Below are 12,512 nucleotides of genomic sequence, written 5' to 3'. Positions count from 1 at the left end.
CCGTCGTCATGCCGCGGTCCATGCCGTGGTCAGCAGGTGCGGTTGACGTGCCGTGGTCAGCAGGTGCGGCCGACGTAGTGCGCGCCCTGGATCCTGCTCGCCGAGCCCAGCCACGACCTGCCGGGGCCCACACAGCGCTCGTAGTCCGGGGCCAACGCCACCCTCACTTTGATGACCACGTGCGAGCCGTCGCTCGTGCAGTGGTTGTAGAACGCGTCGCTGCCGGTCTCGTAGAACCCGCAGGGGTCGGCGGCGGCGGACGGTGCGGCGGCCGTGGACAGCCCGAGGACGAGTGCCACGGCGCCGAGGACGGCCGGCAGGGAACGGCGAACGCTCACGGGTCGACTCCTTCTTGAGGACGCGATGTTCGAGCAGAGTTGGCTTGTGCACGGTGGCCGGCGCATCGGTGGCTCAGGCACCGTTGGGTCCTGCACGCGGAGAGCGTCGCAGCAGCCACGCGGGGTGGTCACCGGAACTCGCTCGGACGAGTGGGGGAGTTCACTCGGTCGAGTGGGGAGGGTTTGAAGTGCGGAAACGTCCGCAACCTGGCCGCAGCGGGCCCTGCCGAGGGGCCGGTGGCCCGGGGCTCCCGGGCGGGGGCGGCACCTGTGCGGAGGTGCCGCCCACGCTTTCTCCGGACTCCCCCCTCGGGAGCTGCCGCCACCCCGGTCGGCGCGGGAAGGCGGCCTTCGGCGGGGCCGTCGAGCGGCCGGTTGTTTGCCCATCACCCCCCACGGGATCGAGCAATCCGGGCCGTTCGTGCCGCCGTCGAATTGAGTACAGCATTCCGCCCGGCCGCCTGGTCGCGCGACACTTTTCAAGTCTGGCCAAAAGGGCATGGTGACCGCGCGTGTTGGCGTGCATACTCAGGCGTGCCGGGGGCCGACTGAGGAAACCAGAGGTGGGGGTTCGGTGTTACGCGTCCATTTCAGTGGACTCGATCTGGCCCGTGTGCGCATTGCGGCGCGCCCGGACGCACTGTGGGAGACGGTCTTAAGCTTTCATCGACTACGTGACAGACGCGACGATTCGGCGTTCGGCAAATGGCGATCGGAAACGCGCGGAAGGTTGAATGGCGAAGCGCGTCTGCTGGCGCCGCTGGTGCCCACGCGCGGCTATTTTCCCGATTTCCTGACGCCCGCCGAGGGGCTCCTGGGGATGACCGACGCGCTCGCCGCGCTGCGCGAGACACCGGCCGTCCGGCTGCACGACGAACTCGGCCGGCTCTCCAGCACGACCCGCCCGCTCCCCGCGTGGATACGGGCGATGGCCGACGGTGAGACCCGTGCCCTCGGCCGCCTCGCCGGCGTACTGCAGCGCTACTACGAGGCGGCGGTCGCCCCGTACTGGGCGCGCGTCCAGGGCCGCATAGAGGCCGACCGCGCCGCCCGCGGCCGGGCCCTGCTCGACGGCGGCGCGGACCGTCTGCTCGCCTCGCTGCCGCCGATGATGCGCTGGCGCCCACCGGTCCTTGAGGCCGACTACCCGGTGGACCGCGAGCTCCATCTCAACGGCCGGGGCCTGCTTCTGCTGCCGTCGTACTTCTGCCGCCGCACGCCGGTCACCTTCCACAACCCGGACCTGACGCCCGTCCTGGTCTACCCCGTGGAGCACCAGTCGCCGCGGCTCACGCCGAACGCCGCGCAGGAACGTTCCCTCGGGCGGCTCGTCGGCCAGACCCGCTCCGCGATACTCCAGGGCATCGGCGTCGGCTGCACCACCAGCGAACTCGCCCGCCGCGCCGACGTCTCGCTGGCGTCGGCCAGCCAGCACGCGACCGTACTCCGCGACGCCGGCCTGCTGACCACCCTGCGGCAGGGCAACGCGGTGCTGCACACCCTCACCCCGCTGGGCGTGGCCCTGCTGCGCGGGGCGCGCTCGGCGGAGGGGGTGGGCGCGGCGTAGCGGCGGGCGCGGCGCATGAGCCGGGTACGAGCCGGGGTACGGGTGCCCGACGCGCGGGGCGCGCGTCGGGCGGTGGGCGGCGCGCCCCGGCTCAGTACGGGCGGTCGCCGGCGATGGCGACCCGTTCGGCGACCCTGCGGTGCGCCCCGTAGTCGTTCACCGCGTAGTGCTGGGTGGCCCGGTTGTCCCAGAACGCGACGTCCCCCGCCTGCCAGCGCCACCGCACCTGGAACTCCGGTACGTGCGCCTGCTGGAACAGCGTCCGCAGCAGCCGGTCGCTCTCGGCCTCCGCCAGCCCCACGATCCGGGTGGTGAAGGAGGCGTTGACGAACAGCATCCGCCGTCCGGTCTCCGGGTGCCTGCGCACCACCGGATGCTCGACGGGAGGGAACTCCGCCTGGAATGGGGCTAGTTGAGCATCGGAGTAGAAGCGCGCGAAGCCCGGAAGATAGTCGTGCACCGCACGCGCGGAATTGATCCGCATCCGGATTTTCGAAGGCAAATTGTCGTATGCCGCGGCCATATCGGCCCACATCGTGTCCCCTCCGGCGGGTGGGACCTCGCGCAGCTGCAACACCGCCCCGAGCGCCGGCCGCTCCCGGAACGTGACATCCGTGTGCCATACGTTCTCGAACGTGGGGACCCCGCCGGCGGCCTTGTCGAACCGCACCACATCCTTCGAATCCCCCTGCGCCAGGAGCGGATTGGTCTCCAACTCTCCCCAATTGGCGGCGAATTCGCGCTGGGCGGCGGGCTGGAGATGCTGCCCGCGGAAGAACAGTACCTTCCACTCCAGCAGGGCCCGGTTCAGCTCCGTACGCAGCGCCTCGGACAGTGGCCGGGACAGGTCCAGCCCACGGATCTCGGCCCCGATGGTGGCGGCCTGGGGCACCACCTCGAAGCGCTCGTAGGGGCGGTCCTCCCAGCCGTCGGGCGTACGCCGAAGGATGCGCGGCCCCTCGTACAGCCCGTCGGCGGGGATGCGGTGGGGGCGCAAGGCGGGGGTGGTGGGTGCGGTGGATGTGGCGGGGGGCGTCATCGGGTCCTCCTGAAGGGAACGGGGGAGGGCAGGGGAGGGGCGCGGGGCGTCGCGCGGCAGGGGTCGCGAGGCGCAGCCGTCGGGGCGGGGCTGCCGGTACGGCGGGCCGTGGCGAACCGTCGTCAGCCGCCGTACGGACCGGACCGGGCGCAGGGAACCGACGGAACCGTCAGGCCGCCGTACCCAGCCCGAACGGGCCGCAGTGGACCGTCGTCAGGCCGTACGGGAACAACAGACCGGGGGAGAGCCCACCCGGCCCCGGCGGCGCAGGAAGCTCAGCCCGCGGGGCGCGCACTCGCCGTGGGGGCCGCGTTCGCGCGGCTCCGCCTCACCGACGTCCAGGTGCGTGCTCATGCCACGCACCGTACCCGATACGCCGCCCGGCCACGCCTCAGTCATCGATCCCGCTGCGCTCCACCCCCGCGACGATGTACCGCTGGAGCAGCAGGAAGACGACCACCAACGGGGCGATCGACACCGCCGCGGCCACGAACAGCTCGTGCAGATTGAGGTTCTGCGCGGTGGTGAACGTGGACAGCGCCACCTGCACCGTCCACGCCTCCCGGTCCTGCCCGATCACCAGCGGCCACAGGAACGCGTTCCAGGCCCCGATGAAGACGATCGTGCCGACGGCGGCGAAGACCGGGCGGGCGTTGGGCACCACGATGCGCCAGTACGTCCGCCAGTGGCCGAGCCCGTCGACCCGCGCCGCATCCTCCAGCTCCTTGGGGAAGCCCAGGAAGTACTGCCGGAAGACGAAGCAGGCGAAGGCGCTGAACAGCGTCGGAATGATCAGCCCGCGCAGCGTCGAGATCCACCCCAGCGTGGAGACCAGCACAAAGCTCGGTACGAACGTCACCGCCGCCGGCACCATCAGCGTCCCCAGGATCGCGTAGAAGACGACGTTGGCATGCCGGTACGGAATCCGGGCCAGGCCGTACCCCGCGAGCGAGGCCAGCACGACCGTACCGACCGTCGTCGACACCGCGATCAGCGTGGAGTTGAGCAGCGCCCGGCCCATGGGGAGGTTCGGATCCCGGAAGACCTCGGTCAGATTCGACCACCGCAGATCGTGCGGGAAGAACGTCCACTGCGGAGCGGTGATGTCCTGCTCGGTCGCTAGCCCGTTGCGCACCAGCAGATAGAACGGGACCAGGAACAGCAGTGCCAGCGCGATCAGCAGCACCACCCGCAGCGCCCGCCCGACCCTGGTCAGTGCGTCGCCCATCCCGGAGTTCATCCCTCTCCCTTCAGTCCTCACCCTTGCGGCCGAGGCCGAACCAGCGGGCCTGCACCACCGTCGCCAGTGCGATGATCAGCGCCAGGATCACCGCACCCGCACTCCCCAGCCCGAGGTTCTGGTCCTGCCCCAGCGCCGTGTAGTAGAGGTAGACCAACGGGGGCCTGGCGTAGGGCGGATAGCCGCGCGCGTCGCTCAGCAGGTTGTAGAACTCGTCGAACGCCTGGAACGCGTTGATCACCAGCAGCAGCACCACCGCCACGGACGTCGCCCGCAGCTGCGGAAAGGTGATGTGCCGGAAGGTCTGCCAGCCGGGCCGCGCCCCGTCCACCGCGGCCGCCTCGTACAGCCCCGGCGAGATCCGCTGCAGCCCGGCCAGGAACAGGATCATGTAGAACCCGGCCTGCAGCCACAGCCGTACCGTCACGATGACCAGCCAGTACCAGGGCGGGTCGGTGGTCGACAGCCAGGCCGTCTGATCGGCGCCGAACCACCCCAGGACGGTGTTGGCCAGCCCGAACCGCACCCCGTTGAAGATCGACAGCTTCCATATCAGCGCCGCGACCACATAGGAGCACGCCGTCGGCAGGAAGAACACCGAACGGAAGAAGGCCTGGGCGACGCGCAGCCGGTTGACCATCAGCGCCAGCGCGAGTGAGAGCACATAGGTGGCGGGCACGATGAAGGCGGTGAACAGCGCAAACGTGCCCAGGCTGCCGAGGAACGCCGCATCGCTCAGCATCGCGCCGTAGTTGCCCAGCCCGACGAAGTCCGAGCCGGCCGGACTGACCGTGTTGTGCGCGTCGAAGAAGCTGAGGTAGACGCTCCACGCCAGCGGCACATAGGTGAACAGCCCCAGCCCGACCGCGAACGGCCCGACGAACACCCAGAACCACAGATTCCGCCGCTGCGGCCCGAGCAGCCGCTCCCCGAACGCCACCGCCGCTTTGCTCCTCGCCTGCACTTCGCCTACTTCTTCTTGACGCGCTGAAGCTCGGCATTCACCTTCCGCACCACACCCTTCAGCTCGCTCTCCGGGTTGGCGCCGTCCTTGACGATCCGGCTCAGCGCGTCCTGATAGGCCGTACGGTCCGCCGTCGTCCACAGCAGCGGCTCGGCGTGGCCGTACTCCGTCGCGTACCGCACCGCGTCCGCGGCCGCACCCTCCCGCAGCTCCGCGGCCTTCTTCGCCAACGAGATCCGCGCCGGGATGTGGAACCCGTACGACAGCGCGAAGTCCCGCTGGAAGTCGGTCCGCTCCACCCACAGCCACTTGGCGAACGCCTTCGCCTCCGCCTTGCGCGCGCTGCGCGCACTGACCGCCGAGCCATACGCCCCCACGGGAACGGCCGGCTTCCCTCCACTCCCGTCCTTCGGGAACGGCAGTACCCCGAAGTCGTCCCCCAGTGCCTTCTTGATCTGCGGCAGCGCCCACAGCCCCGACCACTGCATCGCGGTCAGCCCCTGGATGAACGCGGCCGGATCGGACCAGTCCGTGGGCGCCCCCAGCAGCAGCGACTTGTCCGCGTACAACTGCCGGATCTTCCCCAGCACCCGGGCCGCGGCCGGATCGTCGAACCCGACCTTCCCGTCCTCGTCGATCAGACTCAGCCCGGCGGCGAACAGCGGCGTCCCGCTGAGCACCCCCACCCCACCGTCGTTCCCCAGGAACAACCCCTTGCTCTTGCCGCCCTTACCGCTGAGCTCCTTCGCCGCGTCCACCAACTGGTCGAGCGTGTGCGGAGGCTCCACACCGGCATCCTTGAGCGCACTCCTGCGGTAGTAGAGCAGTTGCATGTCGACGACCTGCGGGATGCCCCAGATCTTGTCCTGCCAGATCTTCGGCGCGAGCACGGCCTGGTTGAAGTCGTCCTTCACCGGCTCGACCTCGGCGGTCAGATCGACCACCTGCCCGCCCTGGATCTGATCCAGCAACGGCCCGTTGACCTCGAAGACGTCCGGCCCGGAGTCGGTCAGTAGCGCGGCCGCGGTCTGCCGGTCGTAATCCCCCGGCCGCCACTGCACCGACACCTCCGCCTTCTTGTACGCCGCCGCATACCGCTTCACGGCCTGCTCGGTCCCCGGCTCCCCGTACTGGTGGTACCACTGACTGATCCCGGAACCCGAACCCCCGCCCCCACGCCCCGTGTTGGACCCGCACGCCGTGGCCAATGCGGCAGCGAAAGCCACCCCACCACCGGCCGCCAGCAACCGCCGTCTGTCGATCCCCGCCATGACGCATCGCCCCCTGCCGCTCACAACTGCCGTCTACTGCCTGACGCTTGCTGCCTGTCTACTGCCGCGCGCACCTACTGCCACGCATCGCCGTCGCTGTCTCTCCGCATCTCCATGAACCACCCCCGCCCGCGATCTATGCCCACCTCCACCCACCAACCACTCACGTCCCAGGGCCCCTAAGCCCCTACGCCCCCGCGTCACCAACCTCTCCGGACAACACACCTAGGGGCTGTCCGATGGGCCATGGCCGGCCTCGCGGTATCCGCTTTGGCCCGCCGGGTGTGATCCGGCAGGATCTCACGCATGTTCGAAGAGAAGCTCGACACGCTCTCGCAGATGATGGCCGAGCACATGACCATGCCGTTCCCGCCGGGATTTCGCAGTCTGGACATCGGGGACCAGGACCTGGTGACGCTTGGTGCGGACGCCTACGGCTACGCCCAGGGCGTTCTCGAAGGCCCGCTCGACGAACAGCGCGGCAACGGCTTGATCCGGCTGACGACGGTGTTCGCGAAGGTTCTCCCGGCGATCGACGACGAGTACGCGGCCAGGTACTACACGCACGTGCGCGACCTGGCTGTGCTGGCCGTCGAAATCGAGGCCCTGCGCGAGAAGCAGTTGCAGCTCTCCGACCAGGAAGCCTCGCTCGGGGGCCTGGTCACGACGGTGGGAAGCACGCTGACGGCTGGTCCGCCCGTTGGAGGCGCGGCGACCGAGCCTGCTGGTGACCCCGACATCTGCCCCGGGCCGCCCCGACCGGACCCGGCTCCGCCCACCTCGCTACGCGGAGCCTCGGTCCTCCTCCGCCCGACGGCGGAACGCGATGTCGCCACCCTCGACCGGATCGTCCGCGAACCGGCGGTCGCGGCCTGGTGGTCGGTTCCGGACGACTACGACGACATGCTCACCATCGTCCTCGACGACGAGGTCATCGGGGCGATCCAGTACAACGAGGAGACCGACCCCGAATACCGCCACGCGAGCATCGACATCTTCCTCACCACCGCCATGCACGGCCGCGGCCTCGGCACGGACGCCGTACGCACCCTCGCCCGCTGGCTGATCCACGAACGGGGCCACCACCGCCTGACCATCGACCCGTCCGCCGCCAACACCGCAGCCATCCACAGCTACCGCAAGGTCGGTTTCAAGCCAGTCGGCATCATGCGCGCCTATGCGCGCGACCACCGGACGGGCGGCTGGGCGGACGGACTGCTGATGGATCTGATCGCGGATGAGCTGAGTTGAGATGAGCTGAGCCTGAGGGCGGTCAGAACGCATGAGCCGTGGGCCGGGCGGCTCCTACAGCGTGTCCGGCCGGTAGAACTTGCGGTACAGACCGATCGCATCCGTCGGCGGACGCATCGGGAGCCGGCGGATCATCCCACTCTCCTTGCAGACCACGACGCAGGTGCCACCGGGATTTCTCATCCGCGGACGTCGGCGCCCGTTCTCCACCGGGGATTCCGGAAGCGGTGGAAGCTTCGCGTACACCAGGTACCCGATGTCGAATTCCCGGACTCGCAGCGGCGCCGGTGTCCCATCGGGCCAAACCGGCACGTACTGCGTCCGTGCGATCTCCACGGCTTCCTCGGGGCTCACCGGTCACAACCCCCGCGACGGGTTGGGATGGTGACGCTTGCGGTAAAGGGAGATCGCCGACTTCGGCGGGAAGTTCGGAACGAAGGTCAGCGCCCCGTCGACCTTGGAGATGATGAGGTGGCTGCCGCCGAACGACCGGGGCTCGGTGGGCGGGAAGGTGGCATAGACGAGGTAGCCGATGTCGAACTCTTCGACGTGTACGGATGCCGGGGTGCCGTCGTGGCAGAGCGGCTTGAAGTTGGTGCCGGCGATTTCCAGCGCTTCTTCAACGGTTGACGGCACCCGGTTCCCGGATTCCGGTGGGTCGATTTCCGGCACGTGTTTCTCCTTGTCCGTTCGGCCGGCGTGCGCCGGTGGACGGCTTGCTTTCAGGGACGGAACGGCTTCTGCCGCTATTGGTTGTGGAATGCGTATGCCCAGGCGGGAGCCTCGGCACCTGCCCTGTCGATGAGTTTGTGCGCGGCCAGTACGTGATCGGGCAGGGGATTGGCCTCATCGTCGCCCTCGACGAGCCCCTTGGTGAAGTGGCCGGTGACCCACAGCGCAACCATGGTGAGGAAGTTCTCCAGGCTGTGCGCGGCGGGCAGGCCCGCAAGGTGCTCCTCACCCGGCTCCGAAGGGACGCGCAGTACGTGACCCGTAGGTCCGTCGATGACGAGTTCGCCGCCCATCCAGCCGATCTGGAAGAACGGACCGGTTTCCTCGACGGAGACGATGTCCGAAGGCCAGGGGACTTCGTCAAAGATGCGCATGCGGGGATCGGAGGGGCAATTATTCACACCATGTCGGGGTCGTCCCAATGACCGCTGAGAATGGCGGTCCAGTGGGGGTGTGAGGCAGCAACCGGGTCGACCTCGTGGGCCCAGGAGGTCAGGCTGCGCTTCGCGTCCAGCTCTTCCGCCCAGACGGTGAATCTGCTTTGGCGGCGCTTCACCGTGAGAGCCAGCAACGTGCAGGTCTGCCTCAGGCCACTGCTGACGAGGTAGTCGGCATCGCCATCTCCCACGTCCGTGAGGAAGAGTTGGCCTGACGTGCCGTTCAGCAGCAGTTTCCCCCTGACCCATCTGCCGATATCGAAGAAAGGGCCGGGGTCGGCGGAGGCGGGAAGGGCAGACGGTCGGGCGACTTCCGCCATCGTGGGCGACGGCGCAAAGGCGAGGTATCGGAATTCGTCGCCAAGGTCTGGGAGGCCGACCTCGGTCAGGAATCGTACGGTGTCGGCGTGCACGAGGCCGTCCGCCAGCCCGCTGCGGGACACGGCATGACATGCGCCTTGGCCGAACGCGCTCTCGTACCAAGATCGTGCAGGCGGGGCGTCGGCTCGCAGCACGTCGGGCAGAGGCCACACCGCGGAGGTGCTATGCGTGGTGAGCAGGGGGCGACTACGCCATCGAGGCTTGGAAACCACACGAGTCGGATCGCAAACGCGGAGGGCATAGATGCCTCCGGAACCACCATGGACCTGACGTCCGTCGGCCGCTTTGACCAGACACGTGCTGGCTGACGGGGCTCTCGGTGCCGGGGGCTGTTCCGCATCGTCCGGCTCTTCGACCGGTTCGAACGCCCGGTCGCTCGCCTGGTCGATGTCGGAGTCGTCGTCGTAGTGCAGTTGAACCTGTACAGCGCCACCCAGAGGATTTCCGTCATCGAGGCTCCAGAGCCTTTCGACGGCGTACCAGTCCGCGTCGGGATCCACCGCGTTCTCTAGTTCGTCCTCGTCGATCTCCAGCTGACTGGCGACCACGTCGACGCCGTTGGCGACACCGACGACGAGTTCCTCCGCCTTCGCGGCGTCGTGCCGAGGAGACGGACCGAAGAGGCCGTACGGCCGCCAGCGGGACCAGCGGGTCAGCCACGGAAGTTCACCGGCCGCGTCCGACAGTTCCTCGGCGAATTGTGTGGCACCGCGGTTCAGCGATGCCCAGTGGAGCCAGGAGAGCCACTCCTCGTGGGTGGCGGGCTCGACGCCGGCCGCCTCGAGGTAGTGGGCATCCGAAGCCGGAATTCCTGCCGGGATTCCGTCGGGGTAGGCAAGGGAAAGTCCGGTGAGCAGCGCGTGCCGGTCGACATTCGCGAGAAAGCGCGGATCCTGCGAAAGATCGGCCAGTACGCCGGCCGCCACGCAGTGGAGAGGGAGTGCGTGGGACGCGTACTCCGCTACCGGGCCTTGTGCACGCCAGGGTTCGGGAATGTCGTTGCGGCGGAGCGAGTGATCGAGCAGGGCGTCGACGATGCGTACCTGCTCCGGCTCGGTGAGCGGGGCCTCGGTACGAAGAAGCTGGCGCAGGCCGTCGGCGTGAAATCCAACGCGCTCTGTTCCTGCATTTCCTGCATTGTCGGACCGCGACGTCAGGAGGTGTGGCAGGGCGCTCACCGCGTTCTGCAAGTCGGCAAGAGCACCTTGAAGGCCGAGCGGAGCGCAGAGAGCGGACCAGGCCTCAATCGGGACATCTCGGGTCTCGGCGGCGGCCAGTGCGCGCAACTGCGGGAATCGGGCGAGGGATTCGCTCAACGGCGGTTCGGAGCCGGCTGGTCCTTCGAGCGGCGGGAGGATCTCCACCTCCAGGCCCGACGGCAGTGGTGCACGTACCTGTTCCCGGTCCACTTCGAAGAGGACGGCGACCGGGCATTTGGTGTTGCGAAGGAGCGGAATGACGACGTGGTTGAGCACGCGTCGGGGCTCTGCTGACGTGGCCGTCACGCCCGCCCACTGGACATTCGCGAAGAGAACGACGGCCTTTTCCTTGCCATGCGTCCATTCCGCGAACGCGTCGGCCAGCGGGGTGTTGCGGGTGCGGAGGAACCGCTCGTCGAATCCCCAGTGGCCGATCATTCGCGTAGCCACTTCATCGGCCGACAGACCACGGCAGTCGACATACAGGGAGATGTCCGGGCCGGTTTCCCGGACGGCCTCCTCCGCCTGGCGCAGACAGGAGGTCTTTCCCGAGCCGACCGGGCCGGCCACGGGCAGCTTGAGGTGGTGCCGCCCCGGCTCCTGCAGCCACTCTGTCAGGCGGGTGACGACAGCGCTTCGGGACACGGCACTTCACTCCGATCGTTCGCGAGAAATATGGGGTGGTGATGCGAGCGGCACGGTACTACGGGGTCACCTATGCGTGCACCTTGAGCCATATGCGCAGCAACTCGCCGCGGACGCGGTCCATATCGTCCTTCCACTGCTGCTTGAGCGCCTCTTGGGCTTCCTTCGTTGTCTCGCCGTCGGCGAACTCTCCATAGCGGTAGCTGGTTCCGTATGAAACTTCCATGGGATTTTTCTTCCCTGGATCGGTCAGCAGCCCCTGCTTCTTCATTTCGCCGTGGGGGACGCGTTCCTTGTCCTTCGGGCGGTCCAGGTTTTCACTGATGTAGTGAGCGCAAGCCGCGCCGCCGAGATCGCCAGAATTGCCGCACGGCTCGTATTCAGTGAACATCGCCGTACGCTTGAACTTATCCTTGTCGAGTTCGCGAAGTCCCTCGCCTGCGGCAGGCTCCGAGTGATCCGGGTTCAACACTCCTTCGCCTGGAGGGACAGACGATCCGATGATGAAGTGTACGTCCTTGGGATTCCCGTCGCTGTCGGTCTCCGTGACCTCGTATACCGCGTAATTCCGTCCCGAGAAATCTGGCAGGGCCGCCGTGTCCGACATCTTGGAATCCAAGATGCCCTTGATGCGATCCCGCTCTATTCTGAGGTCGCGCCGATACTTCTTGGCTTCCTCGTTCGTCATGTTCTCGGGTTCCGGAACATTCTTTTGGGCTACATATTCGATCACCCGCCCTCGGGTGTCATTGATTTTCTTTTCGCCCGGCTTGTGGTCCTTGTGATGCTGGAGCCCCTCCGGGTTGATGTTGTGCCCGGCTATCTCGGTGTGCTGTGCGTGATAGTCGTAGCTCAGCCGGGCCAGACAGGAAACGGTGGCAAGCCGCTCATGCTGCTTCAGCCCCTTGTACTTGTCGCCCAACAGGTTTCCCAGGTCGCCTTCGCTGATCCGCCCGTTTTCACGGATGTGATCAAAGACGTTCTCCAGCGGTGACTTGCCCGTCTCCGCGTCGCGCTCCGCCCAGCCGTCCAGGTTGCCGAGGACCCTGTCCCAGTTCACCTGGCGCACGACGTGCGTCACGCGGAGGCGTTGCTGGGCCTCGTCCCCGAGCATGCCCTGCACGGTGTGGTCCGGCCCCTGCTCTTGTTCGTAGCCGGGAGTGCCTTCCGCCTGCTGGGAGTCGAGAGGCTGCTGCATCGCCTCACGGGTCTCCTTCGCCGGACGAGTCTTCTTCTTTTTGGGTGCGGGCTTTTCTTTCTCGTCCGACGTCTCATCCGATTTGTGCTTGCCGGCCGGCTCGGCGGGCGGCCGGCGGGTGCCATCGGCGCCGGGAAGCGTCGGAGTTCCGCTACTGGTGGTGGGGCGGCGGTTGGGGTCGAGGGGGATGGCGTGGACGCCGTTGGTGCCGTCGTGGAGGGGGGTGTTGCTGCGTTGGCCGGTTTGGGCG

At 67.9% G+C, this 12,512-nt stretch carries 12 protein-coding genes; 2 read left to right on the top strand and 10 right to left on the bottom strand.

The window, feature by feature from the left end; translation table 11 throughout:
* Positions 1 to 56 precede the first annotated feature (56 nt).
* A complete protein-coding gene (locus tag AC0680_RS34925) occupies positions 57 to 338 on the bottom strand; it encodes a DUF6355 family natural product biosynthesis protein (protein WP_478636958.1) in 282 nt (93 codons plus the stop codon).
* Between the two features lie 730 nt (positions 339 to 1,068).
* Between AC0680_RS34925 and AC0680_RS34920 the strand changes: the two genes are divergently transcribed.
* The gene (locus AC0680_RS34920) at positions 1,069 to 1,905 is read left to right on the top strand and encodes an ArsR/SmtB family transcription factor (RefSeq protein ID WP_478636956.1); all 837 of its coding nucleotides are present in this window, start codon (positions 1,069 to 1,071) and stop codon (positions 1,903 to 1,905) included.
* A gap of 91 nt (positions 1,906 to 1,996) precedes the next feature.
* On the opposite strand, the gene AC0680_RS34915 is transcribed toward AC0680_RS34920, so the two are convergent.
* The 5 genes from AC0680_RS34915 to AC0680_RS34895 all read right to left on the bottom strand — a co-directional run bounded on the left by AC0680_RS34915 (position 1,997) and on the right by AC0680_RS34895 (position 6,419).
* On the bottom strand, positions 1,997 to 2,944 hold the full coding sequence (locus AC0680_RS34915; protein WP_478636954.1) for a TauD/TfdA dioxygenase family protein: 948 nt from the start codon (positions 2,942 to 2,944) through the stop codon (positions 1,997 to 1,999).
* Positions 2,945 to 3,157: 213 nt separating this feature from the next.
* Entirely contained in the window at positions 3,158 to 3,298 is a 141-nt protein-coding gene (locus tag AC0680_RS34910; RefSeq protein ID WP_478636952.1) for a hypothetical protein, read from the bottom strand.
* A gap of 37 nt (positions 3,299 to 3,335) precedes the next feature.
* Entirely contained in the window at positions 3,336 to 4,172 is an 837-nt protein-coding gene (locus tag AC0680_RS34905; protein WP_478637042.1) for a carbohydrate ABC transporter permease, read from the bottom strand.
* A 22-nt stretch (positions 4,173 to 4,194) separates the two neighbouring features.
* Complete coding sequence (locus AC0680_RS34900) at positions 4,195 to 5,148, bottom strand: carbohydrate ABC transporter permease (protein ID WP_478636950.1); 954 nt, start codon at positions 5,146 to 5,148, stop codon at positions 4,195 to 4,197.
* Between the two features lie 5 nt (positions 5,149 to 5,153).
* A complete protein-coding gene (locus tag AC0680_RS34895; protein ID WP_478636948.1) occupies positions 5,154 to 6,419 on the bottom strand; it encodes an ABC transporter substrate-binding protein in 1,266 nt (421 codons plus the stop codon).
* Positions 6,420 to 7,157: 738 nt separating this feature from the next.
* On the opposite strand from AC0680_RS34895, the gene aac(6') reads away from it, so the two are divergent.
* Positions 7,158 to 7,670, top strand: coding sequence for an aminoglycoside 6'-N-acetyltransferase (aac(6'), locus tag AC0680_RS34890; RefSeq protein ID WP_478637040.1), 513 nt, complete (start codon positions 7,158 to 7,160; stop codon positions 7,668 to 7,670).
* 357 nt (positions 7,671 to 8,027) lie between these two features.
* On the opposite strand, the gene AC0680_RS34885 is transcribed toward aac(6'), so the two are convergent.
* The 4 genes from AC0680_RS34885 to AC0680_RS34870 all read right to left on the bottom strand — a co-directional run.
* Complete coding sequence (locus tag AC0680_RS34885) at positions 8,028 to 8,342, bottom strand: hypothetical protein (protein WP_478636946.1); 315 nt, start codon at positions 8,340 to 8,342, stop codon at positions 8,028 to 8,030.
* Positions 8,343 to 8,416: 74 nt separating this feature from the next.
* Entirely contained in the window at positions 8,417 to 8,776 is a 360-nt protein-coding gene (locus AC0680_RS34880) for a hypothetical protein (protein ID WP_478636945.1), read from the bottom strand.
* A 23-nt stretch (positions 8,777 to 8,799) separates the two neighbouring features.
* On the bottom strand, positions 8,800 to 11,064 hold the full coding sequence (locus tag AC0680_RS34875) for an SUKH-4 family immunity protein (RefSeq protein ID WP_478636943.1): 2,265 nt from the start codon (positions 11,062 to 11,064) through the stop codon (positions 8,800 to 8,802).
* A 70-nt stretch (positions 11,065 to 11,134) separates the two neighbouring features.
* A partial coding sequence (locus AC0680_RS34870) for a hypothetical protein (protein WP_478636941.1) occupies positions 11,135 to 12,512 on the bottom strand: 1,378 nt, incomplete at its 5' end.

The organism is Streptomyces sp. NPDC043738 (assembly GCF_056436545.1).
Note: the sequence above shows the minus strand (reverse complement) of the source record. Positions and strands in the feature narration are given on the sequence as shown.

What these genes read in the sequence shown, in the direction of transcription:
- AC0680_RS34880 (WP_478636945.1), bottom strand. Translation starts at nt 8,776, where the DNA reads ATGCGCATCTTTGACGAAGTCCCCTGGCCTTCGGACATCGTCTCCGTC.
- AC0680_RS34905 (WP_478637042.1), bottom strand. Translation starts at nt 4,172, where the DNA reads ATGGGCGACGCACTGACCAGGGTCGGGCGGGCGCTGCGGGTGGTGCTG.
- AC0680_RS34910 (WP_478636952.1), bottom strand. Translation starts at nt 3,298, where the DNA reads ATGAGCACGCACCTGGACGTCGGTGAGGCGGAGCCGCGCGAACGCGGC.
- AC0680_RS34915 (WP_478636954.1), bottom strand. Translation starts at nt 2,944, where the DNA reads ATGACGCCCCCCGCCACATCCACCGCACCCACCACCCCCGCCTTGCGC.
- AC0680_RS34895 (WP_478636948.1), bottom strand. Translation starts at nt 6,419, where the DNA reads ATGGCGGGGATCGACAGACGGCGGTTGCTGGCGGCCGGTGGTGGGGTG.